This is a genomic window from Exiguobacterium sp. s189, from assembly GCF_018617615.1.
GTDB lineage: Bacteria > Bacillota > Bacilli > Exiguobacteriales > Exiguobacteriaceae > Exiguobacterium > Exiguobacterium aestuarii_A.
This window is the reverse complement of the sequence record NZ_JACSKM010000003.1, coordinates 173,576-199,106: the sequence shown is the minus strand read 5'-3', so window position 1 is coordinate 199,106 and position 25,531 is coordinate 173,576. Positions and strand designations below refer to the sequence as shown.

At 49.0% G+C, this 25,531-nt stretch carries 24 protein-coding genes and 1 pseudogene; 8 read left to right on the top strand and 17 right to left on the bottom strand.

What is annotated here, in order from left to right; genetic code table 11:
• Positions 1–4 precede the first annotated feature (4 nt).
• Positions 5–1,063 (top strand): PTS sugar transporter subunit IIC, encoded by a 1,059-nt coding sequence (locus KNO99_RS05710; RefSeq protein WP_214746196.1) that lies wholly within the window; start codon positions 5–7, stop codon positions 1,061–1,063.
• A 45-nt stretch (positions 1,064–1,108) separates the two neighbouring features.
• Here the strand turns inward: KNO99_RS05710 and gcvH are convergent, their stop codons facing one another.
• The 6 genes from gcvH to KNO99_RS05680 all read right to left on the bottom strand — a co-directional run bounded on the left by gcvH (position 1,109) and on the right by KNO99_RS05680 (position 8,163).
• Entirely contained in the window at positions 1,109–1,492 is a 384-nt protein-coding gene (gene gcvH / locus KNO99_RS05705; RefSeq protein WP_026825478.1) for a glycine cleavage system protein GcvH, read from the bottom strand.
• A gap of 48 nt (positions 1,493–1,540) precedes the next feature.
• Positions 1,541–1,894, bottom strand: a complete 354-nt coding sequence (locus KNO99_RS05700) for an arsenate reductase family protein (protein ID WP_214693491.1) — start codon at positions 1,892–1,894, stop codon at positions 1,541–1,543.
• Positions 1,895–1,941: 47 nt separating this feature from the next.
• Positions 1,942–2,673: a hypothetical protein gene (locus KNO99_RS05695; protein WP_214746161.1), complete on the bottom strand. Its 732-nt coding sequence runs from the start codon at positions 2,671–2,673 to the stop codon at positions 1,942–1,944.
• A gap of 89 nt (positions 2,674–2,762) precedes the next feature.
• A complete protein-coding gene (locus tag KNO99_RS05690) occupies positions 2,763–4,547 on the bottom strand; it encodes an acyl-CoA dehydrogenase family protein (protein ID WP_214746158.1) in 1,785 nt (594 codons plus the stop codon).
• 13 nt (positions 4,548–4,560) lie between these two features.
• Positions 4,561–5,733, bottom strand: coding sequence for an acetyl-CoA C-acetyltransferase (locus KNO99_RS05685; RefSeq protein WP_012726865.1), 1,173 nt, complete (start codon positions 5,731–5,733; stop codon positions 4,561–4,563).
• Positions 5,734–5,751: 18 nt separating this feature from the next.
• Positions 5,752–8,163 (bottom strand): 3-hydroxyacyl-CoA dehydrogenase/enoyl-CoA hydratase family protein, encoded by a 2,412-nt coding sequence (locus KNO99_RS05680; RefSeq protein WP_214746155.1) that lies wholly within the window; start codon positions 8,161–8,163, stop codon positions 5,752–5,754.
• A 214-nt stretch (positions 8,164–8,377) separates the two neighbouring features.
• Between KNO99_RS05680 and KNO99_RS05675 the strand changes: the two genes are divergently transcribed.
• The 4 genes from KNO99_RS05675 (at position 8,378) to KNO99_RS05660 (ending at position 10,914) form a co-directional block, all read left to right on the top strand.
• On the top strand, positions 8,378–9,280 hold the full coding sequence (locus KNO99_RS05675) for an SDR family oxidoreductase (protein WP_214746151.1): 903 nt from the start codon (positions 8,378–8,380) through the stop codon (positions 9,278–9,280).
• A gap of 120 nt (positions 9,281–9,400) precedes the next feature.
• Entirely contained in the window at positions 9,401–9,943 is a 543-nt protein-coding gene (locus tag KNO99_RS05670; RefSeq protein ID WP_214746149.1) for a YcxB family protein, read from the top strand.
• A gap of 39 nt (positions 9,944–9,982) precedes the next feature.
• On the top strand, positions 9,983–10,555 hold the full coding sequence (locus KNO99_RS05665; protein ID WP_214746146.1) for a YcxB family protein: 573 nt from the start codon (positions 9,983–9,985) through the stop codon (positions 10,553–10,555).
• A gap of 26 nt (positions 10,556–10,581) precedes the next feature.
• On the top strand, positions 10,582–10,914 hold the full coding sequence (locus tag KNO99_RS05660) for a hypothetical protein (protein ID WP_214746143.1): 333 nt from the start codon (positions 10,582–10,584) through the stop codon (positions 10,912–10,914).
• A gap of 53 nt (positions 10,915–10,967) precedes the next feature.
• On the opposite strand, the gene KNO99_RS05655 is transcribed toward KNO99_RS05660, so the two are convergent.
• The 4 genes from KNO99_RS05655 to KNO99_RS05640 all read right to left on the bottom strand — a co-directional run bounded on the left by KNO99_RS05655 (position 10,968) and on the right by KNO99_RS05640 (position 16,713).
• Complete coding sequence (locus tag KNO99_RS05655; RefSeq protein WP_214746140.1) at positions 10,968–11,885, bottom strand: proline dehydrogenase family protein; 918 nt, start codon at positions 11,883–11,885, stop codon at positions 10,968–10,970.
• Positions 11,886–12,042: 157 nt separating this feature from the next.
• The gene (trhA, locus tag KNO99_RS05650; RefSeq protein ID WP_051829405.1) at positions 12,043–12,714 is read right to left on the bottom strand and encodes a PAQR family membrane homeostasis protein TrhA; all 672 of its coding nucleotides are present in this window, start codon (positions 12,712–12,714) and stop codon (positions 12,043–12,045) included.
• 95 nt (positions 12,715–12,809) lie between these two features.
• Entirely contained in the window at positions 12,810–14,252 is a 1,443-nt protein-coding gene (locus tag KNO99_RS05645; RefSeq protein ID WP_214746137.1) for a carbon starvation CstA family protein, read from the bottom strand.
• Between the two features lie 175 nt (positions 14,253–14,427).
• Entirely contained in the window at positions 14,428–16,713 is a 2,286-nt protein-coding gene (locus KNO99_RS05640) for a bifunctional 2',3'-cyclic-nucleotide 2'-phosphodiesterase/3'-nucleotidase (RefSeq protein ID WP_251130966.1), read from the bottom strand.
• Positions 16,714–16,855: 142 nt separating this feature from the next.
• On the opposite strand from KNO99_RS05640, the gene KNO99_RS05635 reads away from it, so the two are divergent.
• Positions 16,856–17,092, top strand: a complete 237-nt coding sequence (locus KNO99_RS05635; protein WP_214746134.1) for a hypothetical protein — start codon at positions 16,856–16,858, stop codon at positions 17,090–17,092.
• A 160-nt stretch (positions 17,093–17,252) separates the two neighbouring features.
• Here the strand turns inward: KNO99_RS05635 and KNO99_RS05630 are convergent, their stop codons facing one another.
• The 4 genes and pseudogenes from KNO99_RS05630 to secA2 form a co-directional block, all read right to left on the bottom strand.
• Positions 17,253–17,741: a hypothetical protein gene (locus KNO99_RS05630; RefSeq protein WP_214746131.1), complete on the bottom strand. Its 489-nt coding sequence runs from the start codon at positions 17,739–17,741 to the stop codon at positions 17,253–17,255.
• A gap of 21 nt (positions 17,742–17,762) precedes the next feature.
• The gene (locus KNO99_RS05625; protein ID WP_214746129.1) at positions 17,763–19,097 is read right to left on the bottom strand and encodes a hypothetical protein; all 1,335 of its coding nucleotides are present in this window, start codon (positions 19,095–19,097) and stop codon (positions 17,763–17,765) included.
• 100 nt (positions 19,098–19,197) lie between these two features.
• A complete protein-coding gene (locus KNO99_RS15490; RefSeq protein ID WP_371743047.1) occupies positions 19,198–19,641 on the bottom strand; it encodes an SLAP domain-containing protein in 444 nt (147 codons plus the stop codon).
• Positions 19,639–20,085: pseudogene (gene secA2, locus KNO99_RS15485) on the bottom strand (accessory Sec system translocase SecA2); the annotation flags it as partial. The pseudogene secA2 and the gene KNO99_RS15490, both read right to left, overlap by 3 nt.
• 236 nt (positions 20,086–20,321) lie before the next feature.
• Between secA2 and KNO99_RS05615 the strand changes: the two are divergent.
• Both KNO99_RS05615 and KNO99_RS05610 read left to right on the top strand, forming a co-directional pair.
• Positions 20,322–21,617 carry a Y-family DNA polymerase gene (locus tag KNO99_RS05615; RefSeq protein ID WP_214746126.1) on the top strand — a complete coding sequence of 432 codons (1,296 nt, stop codon included), beginning with the start codon at positions 20,322–20,324 and terminating at the stop codon, positions 21,615–21,617.
• Complete coding sequence (locus KNO99_RS05610; RefSeq protein WP_214746123.1) at positions 21,614–21,943, top strand: YolD-like family protein; 330 nt, start codon at positions 21,614–21,616, stop codon at positions 21,941–21,943. The genes KNO99_RS05615 and KNO99_RS05610 overlap by 4 nt, the downstream gene beginning before the upstream one ends.
• Here the strand turns inward: KNO99_RS05610 and KNO99_RS05605 are convergent.
• From KNO99_RS05605 to KNO99_RS05595, 3 genes are all read right to left on the bottom strand, one after another.
• Positions 21,940–23,496 (bottom strand): SulP family inorganic anion transporter, encoded by a 1,557-nt coding sequence (locus KNO99_RS05605; protein ID WP_251130964.1) that lies wholly within the window; start codon positions 23,494–23,496, stop codon positions 21,940–21,942. The two genes, KNO99_RS05610 and KNO99_RS05605, sit on opposite strands and share 4 nt — an antisense overlap.
• 133 nt (positions 23,497–23,629) lie before the next feature.
• Complete coding sequence (locus KNO99_RS05600; protein ID WP_251130963.1) at positions 23,630–24,712, bottom strand: hypothetical protein; 1,083 nt, start codon at positions 24,710–24,712, stop codon at positions 23,630–23,632.
• Positions 24,713–24,879: 167 nt separating this feature from the next.
• A complete protein-coding gene (locus KNO99_RS05595) occupies positions 24,880–25,521 on the bottom strand; it encodes an ABC transporter ATP-binding protein (protein ID WP_214746117.1) in 642 nt (213 codons plus the stop codon).
• Positions 25,522–25,531: the final 10 nt, after the last annotated feature.

Below are 25,531 nucleotides of genomic sequence, written 5' to 3'. Positions count from 1 at the left end.
ATGAATGATGACGGAACAGGCAACAGGTACGACAAAGCAATTTACGATGAACGTCTTAAACGGTCTCAGTATGGCGATTCTGATCGCCCTCATCCCGAGCGCGCTGCTCGGTGAACTCACGAAAGCTATACTCCCTTATTTTCCGTCTCTTCAATTTATATTGGATGCGACGACGATTGCGATGCGCCTCCTCCCGGCCATTATCGGTCTTGCCGTCGCGATGCAGTTCGGGCGATCGATTTTAGAGGCTGGAACGATTGCCATCGCAACCTATGTCGGCAGTGGCGCCGTTCGAATTAACGAAGGTGCGTTCGTGATGGCCGGAATCGGTGACGTGATCACAGCCGGTGTGACCGCTGCGATCGCTACGATTCTTGTCATGAAGCTCGCTCCCCACTTGAAGACGTATACGGTCATCGTCATGCCGATGACAGTCATTGTCGTCGCAGGCGGCATCGGTGCCTTCTTATTGACGTATATCTCACAGATTACGACATACATCGGATACCTCATCATGACGATGACGGATCTTCAACCGGTTCTCATGGGCATCTTGATCGCGATGGCGTTCTCGCTCATCATCGTCTCGCCGATTTCGACTGTCGGGATTGCGACGGCCATCAGTCTATCAGGCGTTGCAGCCGGTGCGGCAAACCTCGGCGTCGTCGCCGCTGGGTTCGGTCTCGCCATCGCGGGTTGGCAGGCGAACGCGACCGGTACATCGATCGCCCACTTCCTCGGGTCACCGAAGATTCAAATGGCAAACTTCGTCCGACGCCCGATTATGATGCTTCCGATTTTGGCGAATGCGGCCATCCTCGGTGCGCTCGCTGGTATATTAAGAATCGAGGGGACTCCAATCAGCGCAGGGTTTGGCGTATCTGGACTCATCGGACCGGTAAACGCGCTACAACTCATGCCTGGCGGATTCGCCTTGTTCAACGTACTTCTCGTGATCGTCTTGTTCGGGCTTATTCCAGTCGGACTCGGGATTTTCTTCTATCGTGTGTTCGAACGGGCGACGCTCGTCAAATCGGACCACTACCGTCTCGATTTCGAGTAAGCATTAAAAAAGCCGGCTTCTCCAATTAGGAGAGGCCGGTTTTACTTATCCTTGAATCATCGCTTCATATTCTTCTGCAGACATGAGCTTGTCGAGATCTGACTCTTCCGTCAACTCAACTTCGACCATCCATGCATTTTCAAACGGTGACTCGTTGACGAGTTCTGGAGAATCTGCAAGGTCTTCGTTTACTGCTGTGATGCGTCCAGATACTGGCGCATACAACTCAGAGACCGTCTTGACTGATTCGACTGAACCGAATGGCTCGTCGAGTAGGATTGTACCATCAACTTCTGGGAGTTCCACAAACACGATATCCCCTAGTTCGCTTTGTGCGAAATCCGTGATGCCGATGCGGGCTTTCGTTCCGTTCACTTCTACCCACTCATGTTCTTTTGAATAACGTAAATTTGCTGGTACTTTGCTCATCCTAACTTCCCCCTCAAATAAATTAGACTCACATCTGTATTATAGCACTTAGCCCCAAACGTCCGTAAAGGACTTTTCTGAAAATCCGACCGTCGTTTTTTCACCATTTGTGACGATTGGACGCTTCAAAAGCATACCATTGCTAGATAATAGCTCGAGTTGTTCGTCTTCTGATAGATTTGGTAGCTTGTCTTTGATGCCTTCGTTCCGATACACTTGCCCGCTCGTATTGAAGAATTTCTTAAGCGGTAAGTCCGATTGTTTCCAAAGCTCGGCGAGTTCTTCTTTCGTCGGTGTCGATTCGACGATATGAACGTATGTATACTCGACCCCTTGCTCTTTCAACCATTTTTCTGCTTTTTTACACGTACTGCATGGTGGATAGCCGTATAGTGTCACCATCTGTTCATCACCTCTCTCATCAATGTAGCACATCTAGAGAAATCAATTCACGTCTCAAGCAACCGTTCGATCTCTCGCTTCATCGTCGGATTGACCGCATGTCGCTCTTCGATAAAACGTAAGATGACCGCCGCCGCGACGCCCGACTTGCCATATCCTAATACCCCGCCTATCAAGAAAGAAATCATTTGTGGATGTCTCGACTCAACCCGACGTGTCGGGTTGAACGGGTCCCCTTGCCCACCGAGCGCCTTCAAGACGTTTTGAACGGCTGCGACTTGGACGAGTTCGAATCCGGCGAGCGTCTCGCCCCGACGTTCCCGAAGCAAGCCGACATATAGGTTCGTCAACGCTTCTTCATAATAGTAAGCCGTCGCTTCACGCGCGATCTCGAGACGTGGTGACGCGAACACGTCGAGTGCTTCGTCCCGTCTCCAGACGACCCGTCCTGGTGTATAGGCGATCGTCGAGAGTTCATGTACTTCAAAGACGGCGAACTCACCGTAGATGCCGTCGTGATACATGATTTTGTGCCCATCTTTCGTGTTTTGGAATTGATAGTGAAGCGGCTCGACTTCAAGCCAGTCGAGTCGGTCGATAAAGCGTGCCTTCTGCCCGTCCTCGACAATCAAAAAGAAATCGAGGTCCGAGTAATCATCCAACCGCTCCGTCTCTTGTCCGATCGACCCTAATGCCAGCAGCATCAGCGTTCCTTCGTGTGCGGCAACCGATTCTCCGATTTGTTCCATTCGTTCAAGCAATTTATCGCGTGTTCTCATCGTCTCTCCCCCTCGTTTCTATTGTACGTGGCGAACAGACCAAAAAGAAAGGGTCGACCGCGTCCGGTCCACCCTTTCTGTCGATTGGATTACACGATAAACTTGTTCGCTTTGATGAGGCTCGCTGCGACTTCACGCTTCGTCCCGATCACATTGATCGGCTGGTAGCGGCTGAACTTCTTCATTGCCGAGAGAAGCATGCGCTGCTCGTCACCAGACGCCGCTGCATACAATACTTCTTTCGCCATGAGTTCGACTTGTTTGAACACTTGTTCCGCAAAGATTTCTGTGTAGCGGACTTTGAGCGTGTTCTTCTCTTCGCCTGTGCGTGCGATCGCTTTGTCTGTACGAGCGATGGCTGCTTCAAGCGCGTAGATGGCACTGATCATGTCTGCGATCTTCGCCAAGATTTCTTGTTCGTTTTGAAGGTCTTGTTGATACTTCTGAACCGCTGTACCTGCGACCATCAAGTTGATTTTCTTCATGTTCGAAAGGAGCATCTTCTCGCGTGCGAGTGGTGAGCCGTCCAATTCTTGCGGCATGTAGCTCATGAGCTCTTTTTGAAGTTTTTGTGCTTCTGCGAGGAGCGGCAATTCACCTTTCATCGCTTTCTTGAGAAGCGTACCCGGAACGATCAAACGGTTGATCTCGTTCGTTCCTTCAAAGATGCGGTTGATGCGTGAGTCACGATAGAGGTTTTCGACTTCATACTCTGCCATGAATCCGTATCCACCATGGATTTGAACTGCTTCGTCGACAACGTAGTCGAACGTTTCAGAAGCGAATACTTTGTTGAGTGAGCATTCGATCGCATATTCAGCAATCGCTTGTGCCACTTTTGATCCGTCACGCATGTTATCGTCACCAAGTGCGTCGAGGCTATCTTGGAACAAGCCGCCCGTACGATACACTGAGCTTTCCATCGCATAGATGTTGGCTGCCATCGTTGCCAATTTCTCTTGGATGAGTGGGAATTGGCTGATTGGTGTCTTGAACTGCTTACGCTCGTTCGAATATTGTACCGAGAGGTCGAAGGCACGTTTTGATGACCCGACCGCACCGACTGCAAGTTTGTAACGACCGACGTTCAAGATGTTGAAGGCGATGACGTGACCTTTTCCGATTTCACCGAGAAGGTTGTCGACTGGTACTTCGACATCTTCAAGGATGAGCGTACGTGTCGACGATCCCTTGATCCCCATCTTCTGCTCTTCCGCGCCAGTTGAGACTCCTTTGAAGTCACGCTCAACGATGAAGGCACTGAACTTGTCGCCATCGATTTTCGCGTAGACGACGAAGACGTTCGCAAAGCCAGCGTTTGTGATCCATTGTTTCTCACCGTTCAAGACGTAGTGCGTGCCCGCCTCGTTCAAGACAGCCGTCGTTTTCGCACCGAGGGCGTCAGACCCTGAGCCCGGCTCCGTGAGCGCGTAAGCTGCAATCCATTCCCCTGTCGCGAGTTTCGGCAAGTACTTGTGCTTTTGCTCTTCTGATCCGAAGAAGACAATCGGGAGTGTCCCGATTCCAACGTGTGCGCCGTAGCTGAGTGCGAACGAACGTGCTTTTGCGAAGCGCTCCGTGATGATCGAAGATGAGATTTTATCGAGTTGGTAACCACCGTACTCTTCTGGAACGTCTGCTCCGAGGAGACCGAGCTCGCCTGCTTCTTTCAACAATTCGACAGAGAGGTCGAACTCGTGTTTTTCGATGCGCTCGAGAACTGGCATGACGCGGTCATCGACGAATCCTGCTGTCGTGTCCCCGATCATCTTATGCTCATCTGAGAAATCCTCTGGTGTGAAGAGACGCTCTGCGTCGAGTGCGTCAATGACAAAGCTACCGCCTTTAATCAATTCATGTTCTGTACGTTCCATATCCGATTCCCCCTTAAAGTAATTCGAAGACACCAGCCGCGCCCATTCCGCCGCCGATACACATCGTGACAACCCCATACTTCTCATTACGTCGTTTCATCTCATGCAAGATCGAGACAGAAAGTTTTGCCCCTGTACATCCAAGTGGGTGACCGAGGGCGATAGCGCCACCATTCACGTTCACTTTCGATGGATCGATTCCGAGTTCACGGATGACACCGAGTGATTGGCTCGCGAACGCTTCGTTCAACTCGAACAATCCGACTTCTTCTAACTTCACGCCAGCCATTTCGAGTGCTTTTGGAATGGCGACGACTGGACCGATTCCCATCACTTCCGGACGGACACCGCCGACTGCGAACGAGAGGAACTTCGCCATCGGTTGTAACCCCTGGCGTTCTGCTTCTTCACGATCCATGACGAGGACTGCTGCCGCTCCGTCTGACACTTGTGAAGCGTTACCCGCCGTGACCGAACCTTTAATTTTGAAAGCTGGGCGAAGTTTACCGAGCGCTTCGATTGTCGAATCGGCACGGACACCTTCGTCATGCTTCACGACTTTCTCCACTTCTGCGACTTTCCCGTCTTCACCGAGCACGTGTTCGATGACCGTCACAGGAACGATTTCTTCCTGGAACTTGCCACCCGCGATCGCTGCAGCCGCTTTTTGGTGACTGTTGATAGCAAACGCATCTTGGTCTTCGCGCGAAATGTTATATTCAGCCGCGACACGCTCTGCCGTATGACCCATGCTCATGTAGTACTCGGGTGCCGTCTCCATGATGTGCGGGTTTGGACGGATAACGTGACCACCCATCGGTACTTGGCTCATCGACTCCATACCGCCGGCGATGATCGCCGTTGCTTGACCGATCATGATTTTTGCCGCCGCATCTGCGATGGCTTGAAGACCTGACGAGCAGTAGCGGTTGATGGTGATCGCTGGAACTTCGTGCGACAGTCCCCCCCGGACCGCCGCATAGCGAGCGATGTTCATCCCTTGCTCCGCTTCTGGCATCGCACAACCCATGATGACGTCATCAATCGGGCCTTTATATCCTGAACGCTCAAGCGTTGCCTTGATGGCATATCCCGCGAGCTCGTCCGAACGAACGTTACGGAACGAACCGCGTTTTGCTTTTCCGACCGGCGTCCGTGCGCCGGCTACGATGACTGCTTCCCTCATCTGTTATGTCCCCCTTTATCAGTTCCGTAGTGGTTTGCCTTTCACGAGCATATGTTGCATCCGTTGTTGTGACTTCGGCTCCCCGATGAGGCTCAAGAAGGCTTCACGCTCGATGTCGAGGAAGTACTGTTCGTCGACGAGCGTACCGTATGCCAAATCGCCACCACTGATGACATGTGCGAGTTTCTTCGCAATCTTCAAATCATGCTCTGAAATATAACCGCCGTAGAACATTTCGTACGCCGCAAGTTCGAGCGTCGCTTTACCCGTTTGACCGACGACTGGTAACTTCTCACGAACCGGTGCCGTATACCCATCGGCAAGTTCGAGTACCGTCTGTTTCGCATCGAACGTCAAGTGATCACGGTTCATCGAGATCCCGTCGACCGCACGGTGGTAACCGAGTGTCTTCGCATCAAATGCCGACTTCGATACTTTCGCCATCGCGATGTTCTCGAACGTCTGTTGCGCAGCCTTCTCGATGTTTTGCATCGATTTTGGCGTCTGTTCGAGGAGTCGACGATACGTGTTGACGTTTCCGCCCCCACCCGGGATGAGACCGACACCGACTTCGACGAGACCCATGTATGTCTCAAGCGCAGCTTGCATACGTGCTGCTGGTAAGCTGATTTCCGTTCCGCCACCAAGCGTCATGCCATATGGTGCAGCAACGACCGGGCGACTTGAATAACGAATCTTTTGAACGACTTGTTGGAACTTGTTGATGATCCAATCGAGTTCGAACCAGTTCTCGTCTTCTGCTTCCATGAGCATCATCGCAAGGTTCGCACCGACACAGAAGTTCTTGCCGTCGTTCGCGAGAACCATTCCTTTGAAGTCTTGCTCGACACGGTCAATCGACTGTTCGATCATCTGCATGATGTCGACACCGATCGCGTTGTTTGGTGATGTGAATTCGAGTGCGACGACGTCATCGCCGATATCGACGAGGCGTGCCCCACCGTTCTCTAAGATGATGCCGTTTGATTTTGCGAGTGGCTTGAGTTTCAATTCTTTCGGGTTGACGGTCTTCTCGACATACGCCTTCGACGCTTTATCGTAATACTGGTCTCCCTTGTAGAATGACGTGTTGCCTGCAGCAAGCATCTCATCGATCCATGCCGGGACGTCGTAGCCTTCCGCTTTCATACGTTCGACTGATTTTTCAACACCGAGGGCATCCCACATTTCGAACGGTCCGAATTTCCAACCGAAGCCCCACTTCATCGCATCGTCAATCGCAACGATTGTGTCTGCAATTTCTCCAGTAAGACGTCCCGAGTAAGCGAGCGTCTTCGCCGTGATTGGCCAGAGCAGTTGTCCGACGCGACCTTTGTTCAAGATGGCACCTTTCAACTTCGCTTTCGAACCAGGAAGTGACTTGATTTGATCGAGTTCAGGACCTGTAATCGCTTTCAATTGTTCGTATTCGAACGTTTGAAGATTCAATTCCTGAATGACCTTTCCTTCTTTCTTATAGAAGCCTTGACCGGCCTTTTGTCCGATCCAACCTTTTTCCACGAGTTGCTTCATCTCTGAAGGGACGTCGAACGTGTCCTTCTCTTCCCCAGCTTCGAGCGTCTCGTAGACGTTACCCGCCACGTGGACGAACGTGTCGATTCCGACGACATCGAGTGTGCGGAACGTCGCTGATTTCGGACGACCGATGAGTGGACCTGTGATCGAATCCATCTCTCCGATTGACGCGTTTTGCTTGAGCATCTCTTCGAACGTGACGAGGAGACCGTATGTCCCGATTCGGTTACCGATGAAGTTCGGCGTGTCTTTGGCTTCGACGACACCTTTCCCGAGACGGTCTTCCGCGAAGCGTGACATGAAGTCGATGACCGGGCGTGCTGTCTTCTCCGTCGGGATGAGTTCGAGCAACTTCAAGTAGCGCGGTGGGTTGAAGAAGTGCGTTCCGAGGAAGCGTGATTTCAATCCTTCCGGAAGGGCACTTGCCATCGCTTCGATGGAAATCCCTGACGTGTTCGAGCTGAGGATCGCATCTTCACGGATGTAAGGTGCAATCTTCTCGAAGAGCTGTTGCTTCACATCGAGGCGCTCGACGACGACTTCGATGACCCAGTCCGCTTCTTTCAAACGCTCTAAATCATCTTCTAAGTTCCCGACTTCGATGAAGTTGAGATGGTCGGCTGTCGCAAGTGGTGCCGGATTTTGTTTCAATAGCTTCTGACGGTTTTCTGAGGCGATGCGATTTCGTACTTCTGGTGACTCGAGCGTCAACCCTTTCGCTTCCTCTTTTGCTGTCAATTCACGTGGTACGATGTCGAGCATGAGCGAACGAATCCCCGCGTTCGCCAAGTGAGCCGCAATCCCCGCCCCCATTACTCCTGAACCGATGACGACCGCAAAACGAATTGAGTTCGTCAAACGGAGGTCGGTTGATTGTTCGATGTGACTCGTCATAGTGTTCCCCCCTAAAATGAGAATGAATAGTGATTCATTTCACGCGTAAAAAAAATCGCAATCACCATCGTGTTTACTCTTCTATCATAAATGAATGAACATTCATTCGCAAGCGTTCATTTTTCAATTTCATTCCATTTTTTGATTGAGCGATTAGTTTTCAATCGATGTGGTATAGACAAAAAGAGTCAAATTCAGAAAGGGGAATGTACGCATGCGCGATAATCGTCTGAACACTGCAGGTAGTCGAAAGGATTTTGAGTCGTTTAAAAAGGACGCACAAGAACAGGCGCACCAACCAGGAATCGATTCGAAGATGGAGCCCTTCCCGATCTATGAACGGGAAGACTATAAGGGAAGTGACAAGTTAAAAGACAAGGTCGCGATCATCACCGGCGGGGATTCCGAGATCGGGAAATCGGTCGCCATCTTCTTCGCCCATGAAGGTGCGAACTCGGTCATCGTCTATAAGGATCAAAACGAGCTCGAAGACGCGGAAGCGACGAAAGAACGGATTGAAGACTTGGGCCAAGCCTGCCTCTTGCTGCAAGGAGACCTCGGGGAATCTTCCTTCTGTCAACGAATCGTCGAGGAGACGCTCGAGACGTTCGGTCACATCGACATCCTCGTCAATAACGCCGCCGAGCAGCATCCGCAGGAATCACTCCTCGACATCTCGGACGAACAGCTCGAGAAGACGTTCCGCACGAACATCTTCAGCATGTTCTACTTAACGAAAGCCGCGCTCCCCTACTTAAAAGAAGGAGCGAGCATCATCAATACGACCTCGATTACGGCATATGAAGGAAACGATCAGTTAATCGACTATGCGTCGACGAAAGGCGCGATCACCGCGTTCACCCGCTCGCTCGCCAAAAACTTGGCGGACAAAAAGATTCGCGTCAACGGGGTCGCACCAGGACCGATTTGGACACCGCTTATCCCGTCAACATTTGATGCAGAGAAAGTGAAATCGTTCGGGGACTCTTCCGGTATGAAACGTCCGGGGCAACCGGCCGAACTCGCACCGGCCTATGTCTATCTTGCAAGCGATGACTCGACGTATGTCAGTGGTCAAGTCATTCACGTCAATGGCGGTACAGTGATTAATGGATAATAGGTTAGACTCAGCGATTGCTGGGTCTTTTTTTGTTAATTCCTTTTGTTTCCCTTCTCCATCTTTTCTATGTTTCAATAAGGAAGAGATTACCACTTTCTATAGAATGGAGGAAACGTATTGACCACTCACTATCACTTAACGGAACATGATTTTTTCGCTCTTCAAAAAAGTTCCTTTCACCAATTACCATTTCATAAAAAAAGACGAATTGCCTTTACAGTTGTATTAGAAATACTCGCCATTTTTTATGGGATTTTATTATTGGCTAATGTATTTCCTCAACAGAATGCGTTATATCCACTTGTCGGAGGTTTGATTATCGGGGTGTTGCTTTTGCCATTCATCACGAAACTCTATCAAAACATCGTTCTCCGACAAAATCGACTCATTTTAAAAACGGATACGAAGTGGCCAAGAAAAATCACCTTACGCTTGAGTGAAAGCGGCATTGAATTTCATTCAACCCACCGTAATGTCACCAAACATATACACGTGGCATGGGAAGCGATTCAAAAAATGAGTGAAGATGAAACAAACCGCTATTTATATTTCCAAACAAATGAAGTGTTTATCATCCCAAAGCGGAATCACGGAATAAGTGAAATCGACCAAACTGAAATTAATCGATGGTTACAAGACCGTCTAACTATCAAAAAGTAATCAAATCAATATGCTGATTGACAAAGAAGTTTGAAAGGAGTGGACGAATTGACGTTCACGTATCAAATGACAGTAGAAGATGCCGTATCTTTTGAAAGAGAATTGATCCATCACACTGAAGAACATAAAAGAAGACGTAAAGTATGGATGAAATATATGCGCGCCATTCTGATTGCCATCGGGTATTTAGGGACACTCTTTTTCCCGTATCGACCTGAGTCGACCACATTACATATATTGACTGCCGTCATCGTCGGATTCTTGTTCGCACTTTTGCTGACACCACTTTTAAATGATCTATATGCACCGTATATGTTGCGACTAAATCGTCGTTTCTTGCAAAAGAGTCAGACTTGGCCAAAAGAGACCACCCTTCAGTTATATGAGACTCACGTCGAAGTTCATTCTGTTAGTACAAACATTCATCGAACGACTCAAGTTCCTTGGGAATCCATTAAAAGAGTGAACGAGGACGAAACATATCGCTTCTTGTATTATGAAGAAGATGAGGCACTGATCATTCCAAAAGCAAGACAAGGAATCAGTGAAGCTGAACAGCTTGAAATCGATCGGACACTCGAAAAATATTTGTCTATCTCGCCAAATGTATGACTTCGGTCAAGGAGGAGAATTCATTCATGAACCACGATCAGATTTTCTTCAAAGGACGAATCAGTTTGCTCCTTGTAGCCCCACTCTGTTTCGGCTTAATCGCAGGCTGTTCTTCCATTCAAGACAAAGATTATAGCGAGGTCGATCTTCAAGGGACCATTTTAGAAGTGAATGTTGAGAAGAGAATGATGTTAGTTGACAATCAATCCGACGGACAAGTTTGGGTAGATATGTCCGATTTGAATGACGAGATGGAACAACTGCACAGTCCGCTAGAGGTCAACGTTTGGTTAGACGAATCCACAACTGACAACACCTCCACTATAGCGAGGGCCGAACGAATCGATGTCATTAAATAATAGAGAACACATCAAAAAAGCACGAACATCCTTGACGGACGTTCGTGCTTTTCTCATTTTTTCACCATTCCTTTTAATACGAACGCCACGTTTGCCGGACGCTCCGCGAGGCGGCGCATGAAGTAACCGTACCAGTCACGGCCGTATGGCACGTAGACGCGGACTTTATACCCTTGGCGCACGAGCTCGAGTTGACGCTCGACGCGGATGCCGTATAGCATCTGGAACTCGAACTGGTCGAGTGGGATGTTGTTTTCTTTGACGTGCTCGATGACGGCGTCAATCATATGGTCATCGTGTGTCGCGATGGATGCGTAGTTCCCGTTCGCAAGATGGAGTTTGACGAGCTTCACGTAGTTATGGTCGACGTCCTCTTTTTCAGGGAACGCGACCGTCGCCGGCTCTTTGTATGCCCCTTTGACGATCCGGAGGTTCGGCTTGAGCGGTGCGAGGTGATTGATGTCATCTTCCGAGCGATATAAGTACGACTGGATGACCGTCCCGAGACCTTCGAATTCAGACTTCAGCTTTTTGAACAATTCGAGCGTCTTCTCACAGCGCTGCTCATCTTCCATATCAATGGCCACAAAGACCCCGACTCTTTGTGCGACCGTCAAAATTTGACGCATGTTGTCTTCAATCAACTCGTCCGAGATATCGAATCCGAGTGACGTCAACTTGAGTGACATATAGGCATCTAATTGCTCTTCTGCCATAATTTCAATCGCACGCATGATCTCGTCGCGATTCGTATTCGCCTCTTCGACCGTCTTAATAAATTCCCCGAGGTGGTCGACCGTGACCGACAACCCTTTCGCGTTCAATTCGCGAATCGTCGGAACGGAAGCCTTAAAGTCTTCCCCTGCTACAAAGCGTGATGCACCAAATCGTAGGCCATATTTCTTTGCCAAACTGTTGAGTGTTTTGTTTTGTGACATGTAGATAAATCCATCGCGCAACACTTTTTCCATCTGATTTTCCCCCTTACTTTTACACCCATCTATCTCTATGATGATGTCTGCAATTATTATGACACACAAACGTCAATTCGTCTGTATTTTTGTAACCGTTTGCAGCACTTTCTTCCCAACTTTTCAAAAAAGACAGACGCCCCGTAGGACGGCTGTCTTATAGGCTTGTCGAAGGTGCGACATAGAGCAAAATACTGAGGAAGATGAACACACTTCCGGCTAGGACGAACAAGTGCCAAATCGCATGGTTGAACGGCAGTTTTTGCCACACATAAAACACGATTCCGACCGAATAGGCGATCCCTCCCGCGAGGAGAAGCATGAACCCTTGATGCCCGAGTGATTCATATAGCGGACGGATGGCGATGATGCAGATCCAGCCGAGTGCGAGATACGTCACATTCGACACCCACATATACTTCCCGGTCGAAAACAGTTTCCAGACAATCCCGAGAATCGCCACTCCCCATACGATCCCGAACAACGTCCAGCCGAGCGTCCCGTGAAGCGTCACAAGGGCGAACGGCGTATAGCTTCCGGCGATGAGTAAGTAAATCCCCGCGTGGTCGAACACTTGCAGCACCCGCTTCGCCCGTGGATGCGGGATGGCGTGCATGAGCGTCGAGAATAAGTAGAGTAAAATCATCGATGCCCCGAACACACTTACCGCCGTGACGTTCCACGTGCTCCCACTTTCCGTCGCACTCATGACGAGTAAGACGAGGGCGACGATGCTGAAGATGACTCCTAAGCCGTGCGTGATCGCGCTCGCAATCTCTTCCCCGAGCGTGTCGGCATGGAGCATCTCTTTGAGTTGTTCTTGTTTCATATGCTCCCACCTTCCATAACTGTTCCTTCTAGTATGGACATTTCCCGATTCGAACGCAAACAAAAACACGGGCTACCGATTAGCCCGTGTCGAGATTATGCGACTTCTTTCACCGGAACGTCACATTCCATTTGTGCAGCCCGCATCGCGCGTGCCCGTTTGTGGAACAAGACGAGCAGCGTCAACGTACCGAGTGTCGAAATGACATACGGAAGGACCCCGTCCAGCTTGAATCCAATCGGTGCCGTCAAAATATAGAACCAGACCGCATACAACATGAACGTCCCCGGAAGGAGCGCGATGTAATGGTTCTTCCCTTTGATGTAGAGGTACATCGCCCCGACGAACAGTGCGATGACCGCCGTCGTCTGGTTCGCCCAGTTGAAGTATTGCCAAAGCATCTGGAAGTCCATGTTCGTGAGCACGTATGAGATCGCGAAGAGTGGAAGTGCGATCCAGAGGCGCGACGAGAACTTCTTCTGTGCGATCGACAAGTAGTCCGCGATGATCATACGGGCACTACGGAATGCCGTGTCGCCTGACGTGATCGGTAAGACGATGACACCGAGAATCGCGAGCGTTCCACCGATGCTACCGAGCATGAGTGTCGCCACTTCTTGGACGACGAGTGCCGGCGTCCCTGAGTTGATGAGTCCAAGCAATTCACCTGGCTCGAAGATGGCCATCGCAGCCCCAGCCCAAATCATGGCGATGACGGCTTCCGCGATCATCATACCGTAGAAGATCTCACGGCCGTTGCTTTCTTTCATCGTCGTCCGCGAAATGATCGGCGACTGTGTCGCATGGAAGCCCGAGAGCGCCCCACACGAGATTGTGAAGAAGAGGAGCGGCCAGATCGGCAAGCCGTCCGGATGCATGTTCGTCAATGTCATTTCTGGGATTTGGTAGCCTTGTGCGAACAAGCTGACCGCGATCCCGATAGCACTGACGACGAGTAATGCCCCGAAGAACGGGTAGATGCGCCCGATGATCTTATCGACCGGAAGGAGCGTCGCCAAGATATAGTAGGCGAACACGCCGAAGATGACGAACATGAGTGTCGATGCGTTTCCATCAAACAAGTTGTTGATCATGTTACTCGGAGACGTGACGAACACTGTTCCGACGAGTAAAAGAAGTAAAAGTGCGAATCCGTTGACGATATGACGGAGCGAGCGTCCGAGGAACTTCTCCGCTAGTTGTGGCAAGTGTGCCCCGTTATTCCGAAGGGAAATCATTCCTGTCAAATAGTCGTGTACCGCCCCGGCAAAAATCGACCCGAAGACGATCCAAAGAAATGCGACCGGTCCGTAGAGCGCCCCCATGATCGGTCCAAAGATTGGTCCGACACCGGCGATGTTCAATAATTGAATCATCGAGTTCCGCTTTTTACCCATCGGCACGTAATCGATGCCGTCCTGGGAAGCGTAAGCGGGCGTCGTCCGCTCTTCCTTGATGCCGAACGTCTTCTCGACGTAACGACCATATACCAAATACCCGACCAAAAGTAGTGCGAGTGCGACAAAGAATGTAATCATCTGTCAGTCCCCTTTTCCGTCCATATGTAGCTGATCCCCGTCAGCTCTTCGGTTTACATGTGTCATGTAACCGATTACATGATTGATTATACAAGAATAATCTATTAAATGTAAGGGTTTTCATTCACATTTTTGCCACAAAAAATGAGCCCCCATTCAGGAAGCTCATTTCCAATTAACGAAGCGCTGGTTCACCGACGTGGCCGGCACCGACGACTTTCATTTCTGACTTCGTCTGACCGTCTTTTTCACTGACGACTTCGACTGTTTGGCGAAGCTTGAGCGGTTTGACAGACAGTACGTATTCCCCGTTCTCATCCGCGACCGTCTCAGTCAATACACGATTGCCGTCACGAAGCGTCACGTCAGCTCCAGGAGCCGTCATCCCCGTCACGCGTTTCGCTCCCGGTTTGATTGTATCTACCGTGAGAGTCAATACGAACTCTGGTGCTGTCGGCTCGAGACCGAGCGTATACGTCCGGAAGAGACGACCTGCCGCGTCCGCACGAGTCGCATCCGTCGCTTCGATGCCTTCGTAAAGGTTCAAGTACTGCTTGCCGGCATCCGCCGTCTCAAACGTCACAGTACGTTTCGCGTCCGTGACAATCTTCCAGTTGTTGTCGGCTTTATAGTCCAAGTTGCTGCCACTCGACACGATATAGTCCGAGATGACGTTACGTGTCTCATACGCTGAGCGATAGACGATGTTCTTCCCGCCACCGAGACCCGGGAATGAAGACGAACCGGCACGGTAGTTGTTCGTCGCGACCAAGAACTCTTGGTCCATCGTGATCGGTTGACCGTTATACTCGACGTTCTTCACACGGTTGGCGTTCTCGTTGACGAGTTTCCCGCCGACATCGAACTTCGCCGGACCTGTGACATCGATCTCATACGTCAAGCCGTCGAGGACGTCGAAGTTATAGCTACGGAACTGGAGGTTGAGGAGGTTTTCCCCATCTGTCTCGATTTGGTCATATGCCCCCGCTGACATCTCGAGCCAGTCCATGACGTCCTGCCCTGTCACTTTGACGACTTCGAGCGTGTTCGGATAGACATAGAGGTCCGCCACGTTCTTCAAGGCGATTTGACCTTTCGGGATATTCGTGTAATAGCTCGCGTCCGTCAACTCACGACCGCCCGCTTTGAACGGTGCCCCTGCCGACAAGAGTGGCAAACCTTTGTACGGTGAAAGTTCTGGGTTCGTCTCGAGTTCTTTCTCGACGTACCATTTCTGTGCGTTCGTCACGAACTGGACCGATGCATCGTCACGGACGAGCGCGAAGTAGCTTTGAATATCGTCTTGAATTTGTCCGACCGGTTGGTTGATGTAGTCGATCGTCGCCAAGTGGTCGTCTTCGATCAACGCTTGGATTGTCGGGTCGACCGCCGTATCGGCTGTCACCGTGTCGAGCGCGGCCGATGCGTCAAGAATCTGCCATTTGCCGTCGACGAGCTCGAGTTCGAAATCGATGACGCCGAGGTCTTTCCCTTGGTTGTTCGCCATGACGACCGGTTTGCCGTTGATCGTCCCTTTTGCCATATCGACGTTCGGGAACGAAGCGAACATACCTTTCGCATCCGGGAAGCGACCGTGCTGGTGCCCCGTCATGACCATGTCGAGCCCATCAATCTTCGTGAGCGCATATCCGACGTTCTCTTCGCTGTCGAGTTGTTCGTCCGCAAGTGCTGCACTTTCGCCGATGCCTGAGTGCGCGAGCGCGACGACGACGTCTGCTCCTTGGTCTTTCAATTTTTGAACCGATTCACGTGCCGATGGGATGATGTCCTCTGCCGTCACGCGGCCTTGTAGGTTCCCTGAATCCCATGACATGATTTTCGGCGGAACGACACCGAACACACCGACTTTGATTGTATGTGTTTCCCCGTCCAAGTCTGTGACCGTCCGTTCGATGATTTGGACCTCTTGTCCATCCACGTTGAACTTCGAGACGATTGGGTTGCCTTCTAAGTCTTTGACGTTCGAGTTGACGAAACGGAGCTTCCCTTTCGATCCTTCCATCGCGTTGTACAAGAATTCGAGCCCGAAGTTGAACTCGTGGTTCCCGAGTGTGACGGCGTCATAGTTGAGTGCTGCCATCGCCTTATACATCGGATGTTCGAACGCTTCATTCTTGCCCGCTTGAAGCTCACGGACGTAGTCGCCAAACGGTGTCCCTTGAATCGTATCGCCGTTATCGAACAAGAACGTGTTCGATTCCCCAGCGGCTGTACGATGTTCATTGATGAGTGTCGCGACTTTCGTCAACCCGATCGTGTTGTCGACTTTGTCTTGGAAGTAGTCATAGTTCGTGATGTTCGTATGTAAGTCTGTCGTCTCTAAGAAACGGAGCTTGACGATATCCTCGTCGACTTCTGCCAAAACGTTTGGTGCCTGTAGCGGTAAAACGGTTGGTAACACGAGCGCGGTCGCGATCGACCATTTTAAGGCTGTTTTCATGTTCATTTCCCCTTTTTACAAAAAATGACCTAACCTCTTTCACTATACCACCCGTTTGTAAACGCCACCATTATTTTTTGTAAAAATTGACGGATATTTAGACTAGGATGAAAGTACACTAATTGCGAGGAGAGGGAGCTCGTTGATTATCGAAATTGATGGCTATTGGGGCAGCGTTTGCCTGAGCGGAAAGAAGTGCTCCAAACAGAGAATAAGTGAAATGTATCGACAAACGAAAGAAATGGTGACCTATATACAAGACTTTCCGGACATGTTTTGTCGGCTCTACGGTTTTGACCGTATTCCGTATTCAGACGAGGTGAGCATCGATCTCGTCCTAGACACGGACACGGACCATATTTATACCCCGTTTGAATAAGTACACGAAAAGACTCAACCCCTCCAATCGGAGAAGTTGAGCTTTTTCATGTAGTGTTGAATTTTCCCATACATCGCGTTTTCTTTTTAATCGTATAGTGATGCGTTCTCAAGTAATTAATCTGCTCTGTGGGTACTTATGTGACTTAAGAAACAACTTTTTAAAAATCGTTTAATTTTTTAAAGCCTTCATCGAATGTGTTAATGAAGGAATTCTCATCATAGTAAAAAGTTAAGTAAGGATTTTTTTCTTCTTTATTTTTGAAAATAACCTTGTATAGATAGTTAGTTGAAACTTCAAATTCTTGAGCATTTATAATCTCATGTTTTGATGAAATTTCCGTTTCATACATCTCAAAATCATTTTGAATCTTTTCAATATTTTTCTCATCTTCAGAAGATAAAGGAATTTTAGATGAAAGCATTAAATATTTTTTATTCTCTTCATCAATGACAACAAACGATTCATTATCAACTAAAAAAGAAGGGTTATTCGGATTCTCGAAAAATCGGCTTTCAGATTCAACGATAAATTCAAAATCATTCCCATCCACTAGTGATTTTGCTTTACTAATCGAAGATTGATTCATATAGAAAAGCACTCCCACAATAACAATTAGAAACCCTAAAATACTTATTAACTTCTTCATGATGGGACCCTACTTTCATGATTAATCTGGTGTTATTCCTTGTAAATACCAAGCTGCAGATGCCGTTCTATTAAGGTAAAGATATGCATCGCCTGTTGTAGTTGCCCAATGGTCGTTAATGCGAACAAACTCGTTAGTAAAGCTTCTCGTAATTGCAAATCGATCTTTATAAACTGTTTTATATTTTGCATAGCCTTTAACTGTGACAGTGTGAGCACCGTAAGGAGCATGATTGATACTTAAGTATGAGGGTCCGTAAGAATTAATATAACTCTTATATTCGCTATAGCTGGCGCCTAGTTTCCAACTTGGATCATTTGCAGTAGACTGAGTTCCTTTTCCCATAGCTTGGGCGCCTACTTTAAAAAGATCATCATTATGATACCAGTATACTCCATTCGCAGAACTAAAATAAGACGATTTAATCATAGCGGCATAGCCTTTGTCTCTATTCGTCTGACTTTGCGAACCGTAATGATAATTAATAATTTCTAAAGTTGCAATTACTGCGCAGTCATTTTTTTCTTTATAGATTGTCAAATCTTGATTAATTTCGCCAACACTTTTTGTAGCGCTTTCAATTTGAGTTACGCTTAAGTTGGTAATCCCACTTTCCTTATTAGGATAATACCGTAATAGCCATAATTTTGGATCAGTAATTTTGTCCCCTACACCATTCCCTTCATTGGCCCCGTAATAGATAGAATCTAAAATTTCTTCTGCAGTTTCTACATTTTCAATAAGAGGTTCTTGATTTTTTTCACTAGATTTATTTACTTTTTTAAATTCTCTCTTTAATTCCTTTAAAGATTTATTTGAGTATTTTTTATCCACTATATTATTATGTTCGTCAATTGCAAAATAGCCGAAACCATCCGAATATAATTTTGAGCTTTCTTCAAAGTATCCTTCTTGAACTGATTCATGTGAGTATCTGACGAGTTCTCCTGAAACAGAATCTACAATGATATATCCATGATCAAAAATCAACATAGTTTCTATTGCTTCTTCACTTAAATCAAATATTGGAATTACCTTCTGAATTTCAAATTCTCCTTCGACGAAGTCTTTACTCCATATGGATTGTTTATCTCCTTCTGCAATTAAAATCGCTTCAGTAAGTCCACTAGCAACAGAGACAATCAACTGCTCAGAGTTTACCGTTCTTAAAGACGAATGCATTTTTTTAGGAATTTTATCAAGTAATTTTTGCTTCATTTTTGTAGACATATCTGCAATTCGATTTTCATTTACGCTTTTTAAATTAAACGTTGCCTCAACGGTTCCTATTTGAGCAATGGGTAAAATGACAATAGTAGAAAAAATAAAACTTTTTAAAAGAAATGAATTTTTCATTAAATTACCTCCTTTTTATTCCTTTTTATAAAACTAATTACAATAATAATACAAAAAAAGTATTGTAATAGTAAATACGTTACATAATAAGATGATTATGCTAATTTTTAGATAATCCCTTTAATCTTTTTTTATAAGCGACGCCATTAGTGTTTGAAATGGATATCAATGATATATGCCAAAACAAAAGCCCAAGTTCTCCGTGTCGCGGAAAACCTGGGCTTATCTTTATGAACGTGAATGGTCCTGTTGCTTCAATCGCTTCAAACGTCGCCCGCACCGGGTAAGCATGCTTCCCGCGCACCGCTTCTGTGAGGCGGACGACCGTCAAGGCGACCGCTTCGTCCCCGCACATCAATTCGAGCGGTAACTGTTCGACGTTCAAGTCTTGGCCATAGCCGTTTCGGAGCAACAGCGTCGCCGTCACGTCCGACTCGTTCGTCTCGATGTGGACGAGCATCATGTTGAACTCGTTCTCGCCGACCGGTGGCGTCGACACGTTCGTCCGGGCGAGCTGTTCCCACGCGGCTGTTGAGAACGGAATTTGTCCGATTTGCTTCGCGTCACGTGTCGCGAGGTATTCGTTCACGGTGATGACGTGGACGCCTTTTCCTTCAAGCGCCTTGACGTAACTCGGCAAAGCGGCGACGAGCGTCTTCCCTTCCCCTGTCGGCATCTCCGAGATGTTTCCTTCGAGAAGGGCAAATCCACCGATGAGCTGGACGTCGTAATGACGCATCCCGAGCACGCGGACCGATGCTTCGCGGACGAGGGCGAACCCTTCTTCGGCGATGTCATCGACTTTCTTTCCATCCAAGAGACGTGCCTTGAGCGTCTCCGTATATGTACGCATCTCGTCATCCGAGAGTGCTTGCATCGTTGTCTCTAAGTCGTTGATTCGCGCGACCCGTCGTTCGTACGCTTTCAAACGCCGGCTTTGATCATTCGTTAATTGTTTTACAAATTGGATCACACTAATAGCCTCCATCTTTCTGTCAATTCATCTGTTACATACTCGTCTATTATAACGAAAATCGAGTGAATTCGGAGATTTTTTTACTAAAACTTCCTAAAAGTTGGTTTTTTCATGTTAAAAACCTATAATTTTTGGTTAATTTTCAAAAAGTCTTTGTAAAAATATTTTCAATTCACTATTTGAGACGGCGTGAGACCGTGTTACGATGAGAAAAACAGAACATTTGTTCGTAAAAAGGAGTGGTGACGATGCGCAGACGAATCTTTTGTATCGACAGCGTCTCGTTCTATGCCAGTTGCGAGTGTGCCGCGCGCAACAAAAATCCTTACCGCACGAAGCTCGTCGTCCTCTCAAATCTACAGGATAGCGGTGCGCTCGTCCTGGCGGCGACCCCGAAGATGAAGCAGCTCGGCATCAAGACCGGGTCGCGTCGCTTCCACATCGACCGTCTCCCGTGGCACGAGCGACGGGACGTTTTGTATGCCGAGGCGCGGATGAGTCATTACTTGAACGTCTCCATCCAAATCATCCATATCCTCCATCAGTTCGCCCCGCCCGAAGCGATTCGCGTCTACTCGATTGACGAGACGCTCGTCGACATGACGGGAACGGAGCGGTTGTTCGGAAGTGACGAGCACGTCGCCCACCTCATGCGTGCGACGATTTTTCGCTATACGGGCATCCCTGTGACCATCGGCATCGGACCGAACAACGTCCTCGCCAAGCTCGTCCTCGACTTGCATGCGAAAAAGAAAGGGGTAGCCACATGTTTCCTCCACGACGTCGAGCGACTGATTCACCCTGCCCCGATTGAGAAGATGTGGGGCGTCGGGTCGAAGATGGCAGTCCACCTGCAACGGCTCGGCATCTGGACGATTGGTGATTTGGCCCGCTATCCGCTCGAGTCTCTTCATGAAAAATTCGGCGTCATCGGTGCCGAACTGTGGCATCACGCCTGGGGCATCGATGAGTCGCCGACCATCTTGCCGGCGAGTTCCCTGTTCGGGGCGAAACGGACGCGACCGAAGTCAATCGGGCACGGAATCACCCTCATGAAAGATTACACAACGTACTCCTCGATTCGACTCGTCCTACAAGCGATTGCGGTCGAGGTCGGGATGCGGACCCGGCAAGCGGGACTCGTCGGGGGTACGATTCATCTCGGGGTACGCTATACGCGAACGAGCGACCGGGGTGGGTTCAGTAAACAAAAGAAGCTCCCCCGCTTCACAGCGGACGAGCAAGAATTTTTACCGATCTTATTGCAACTATTTTTAGACGGCTGGGAAGAGACAGAGGCCGTCCGCTACGTCTCGGTCGCACTCGGCAAACTCGAGCCACGGAGCGACCACGTCCAATTGTCGTTCTTCGAAGACGAATGGGCGAAGGCGAAACGGCTCGACTTCCTCGATTTGATTGACGGTTTGAACGTCCGGTTCGGTCGCGGCACGATCCGACCGGCATCGAGCTTACTGAAAGACAGTCCGCTCCGGACGCGCCAACGCTTAATTGGCGGACACAAACAAGGAGGCGATTCCTCATGAGCAAGACCCGCTATCGTGACCGAGGTGAATTGAAATGGATCCCATTTCTCATGCCCGAACACGTCGCCCTACTGAAACGTTATTATGCCCAAATCCAAAAGATTGAGTTGCCCGACTTAGACGAACAGCTCCTCTATCTCTGGCAAACCGAGCTCGAACGGGCTATCCGTGAAGGCGATCAGGTCGAGGTGACCTTGTTCGTGGACGGCTTGACAAAAAGCATGCGCGGCTACGTCCACGCCATCTATTATGCCGAGCGCGAAGTCGAACTGTTCGACGGTGAAGTACGGCGCGTCCCGTTCGGTGACATCTTGTCCGTTCGTTAAGACGCCTCGATTGCCTCTTGTGTTGTCTCGAAAGTCTCAATCCCGTCGAGTAGTCCATAGTGAGCAAGCGTCGCACGGACCGATGGCGACAGATGCGCGAAGATGACGTGACGGTCGGCCGCTTTCAGTTCGGTGACGACACGACGCAATTCCTCAACCGCGGTCACGTCGATGACCGGGCAGCGGTGGAAGTTGAAGATGAACACGTTCGGCTCCCGATGGATGTGATGGAGGACGTGCTCGAACAGCTCGACCGCACCGAAAAAGAGGGGACCTTCGACACTGAAGACGATTTGTCCGTCCCGCGTGACGTACCGTTCTGTCCGTTCACGCACGTCGATCGTATCCGCCATCCGCTTCGCGAAGAGCGCGAGCGCACAGATGACCCCGACCTCGACGGCGACGACCAAATCGACGAATACCGTCAATAGTAGCGTGACAAGAAGGACGAGCGACTCGGATGAACGATGACGTAACATCGCCATCACGTGATGACGCTCGGACATGTTCCAGGCGACCCGCATCAAAATCGGAGCGAGTGCGGCGAGCGGCACGTAACTCGCGAACGGTGCGAGGATGAGCACCGCAACGAGGACCGTGATGCCGTGAACAACGCCGGCGCGTCGGCTGACCGCTCCCGCCTGAATGTTCGTCGCCGTCCGAGCGATGGCACCTGTCGAAGGGATTCCACCGAAGAACGGTGTGAGCACGTTCGCAATCCCTTGTCCGAACAGTTCCTTGTCCGGCTTCATCTTCGTCCCCGCCATCCCATCGGCGACCGTTCCCGATAAAAGTGACTCGAGCGCACCGAGGAAGGCGATGGCGAACGCAGACGGAAGAAGCGTCGTGATCAAGTCGACGTCGATGGCGAGCCAGTTGAATTCTGGCAGTCCGCTCGGGATGCCGCCGTAGGCACTCCCGATGGTCGCGACTGTACCTGGGATGAGGAGACTGACGAACGTCGGAACGAGCATCGCCATGAGTAAGAGCGGTAAACGAAACGGCAGCTTCGGCACGAGCCAAAGCGTCAAAAAGCCGATCCCGGCAATGACAATCGGCCACATCGATGCTTCGGGCAACGCCTGACCGAGACGAAGCAGATTCTCGTGAAAATGTGGCGCTTTCTCAAACGTGACCCCGAACAACTCATCGAGTTGGCCGACGAAAATGACAACGGCGATTCCTGCCGTGAAGCCGATGGTGACGGCACGGGGCATGAAGCGGATGAGCCGTCCGACACGAAGCACACTCATGAGGAGCAGTAAGATGCCCGCAAGAACGGTCGTGACGAGCAATCCCTCATATCCGTATGCGAGAACGACACCCGAAACGATCGGGATGAACGCTCCCGTCGGCCCGGCAATTTGGAACGTCGAACCCCCGAACAGGCTGACGAGGATTCCCGCGAAGATGGACGTGTAGAGCCCATACACCGGCGGGACGCCTGAGGCGATGGCGAATGCCATGGCGAGCGGGATGGCGACGACACCGACCGTAACGCCGGCCGAGATGTCCTTTTGCCACATCTCACGTGTGGAGAGTGAGTCTTGCATCATACATTCCTTCTTTCCAATCAGTTCAAAAACGAGTTCAGTGTACGCCTGGAAAGAGGGCTTGTAAACGGGTTGAGAAAAACGTTAACAGAATGTACAAAACAAGCACCACGTTTATGATTGGTTAAAGAGATCATCGTTCAGTCAAACATGTTCTAGCAAGCTGTTTGAGCGAATCGTTCAATTCGAATAACCGAGTGGTGATTTCCTGCTTATCTCCATAACGAATGATATCTTCTCGCGTCAATTCTTCTTGGCTTAACAACTGATGATGGAGATACACCGTCTCCAGTAATTGGAGCAGTTGTTCCCCTCGAACTTCACGAATGATGGACTCGTCTCCGTCACAATAACCTTCGAGAAATCCTGTTGCTATGGCTTTCAATTGTTCTTCACACGTATCAAACTGATGCTTTCGGTAGCGCTCCGTTTGTGACAATGCAAGAAAGTAGTTCTCATATAAATTCATGAAGTTCCCTGCCATACCTCGCGGTGCATAGACGATTGGATACGGATCGATTAAACAGACATGATTCCCTTTCAATAAAATATTTTCAGGAGAAGCATCTTGGTTAACGAGACTTGGAACAGAGACCTGTTTGTTCCGCAACTCTGTCGCTGCATGAAGCATTTGCGCTACCACATCGTCTTGAATTTCAGGATATGCTTCACACAACACTTTGTAATCTGCCAACTGTTCGTCACTTTCTTCTCGTACAAACGTGTGTAGGTCACCGCTCAAACTACCGTGCAACTTCTTGTCTTCCCTCCAAATCAAATACCCTAGTCCTTCGACACCGTGTTCAATTTGATCCGTTTTCCGATAGATTTCCCCTACTTGGACTCCGATATAGGCAGCTTGCTCTATCGTCATTGTATATAACGAAAGTGAATCACCCCCGAACGATTCTAATGTATACGTGAAATCAGGAGACACATAGAATTCGTAAAAATCAGGAGCAGCCCCAGGAACCGCTTGGTTGACGGACTGATAATATAGCTTCGTAGCTGCGTACTCTGCCGTCAAGGCATTGTAATCGAACGTCACTCGCTTTCCATACGCCACTTCTTTCGGAATCCGAAGAACCCGTTCACAACCGTCTTTTACGACTTTCCACGCCTCATGCCACGCACCCTCACCTAGAAAGCTCGGTTCAGAGACCCCTGCATGCCTAAACACCTTGAGCCGTTTTTCATTATTCATTTGTTGAATCATAAAACTGATCACTCCTCCGTTTTCAACCTCAAGCGTTTGATTTGAATATATATGTTTTGTCCTTATGTACACTTTCTACTTTTGACAAAGTTACATTGATTGTACCGTACTTCCGAAAATTGGAACCAAAAAAGACGCACCTCTTAGATACGTCTACACGGTACAACTCATACAATTTTCTCAAGCTTGCCACGGTTGATTCGATAGACATCCTCACATAAGTAATCGATATCCTCTCGATTGTGACTCGTCATTACAATAGTCTTCCCTTCTTCTCGGAAAGCAAGTAATAGTTCACGTAACGATTCGACACTATCATGATCTAATGCATTGAACGCTTCATCCAAAATCAAGATGTGTTGGTTTTCCATAATCGCCTGAGCGATAGCAAGTTTTTGCTTCATTCCAAGCGAATAGTTTTTCACTTTTTGTGAATCGTCTGGGTTCAATCCCAACATCAACATTGTCTTTCGAATTGTCTCTTCATCAATCTGATTTTGAATTTGTGCCAGTTCTTTTAAGTTTTCAAATCCTGTCTTATTGGCAATATAACCTGGACGATCGATAATCATACCGACACCTTCCGGGAACCGTTTCTCTTTTCCAATTTGTTTCTCCTCAACGTAAACCTCTCCATGATCAGGGAACACAAATCCACACATCATTTTGAACAAGACGGATTTGCCAGATCCGTTCGGTCCGACAATTCCGACAATCCGCCCTTGTGGAACAGTCAAATCCACCGCATCAAATAACAAATTGCCTTTGTAGGATTTCGTTACATTTTTTAATTCGATCACTGCAGTCATATTCATCCTC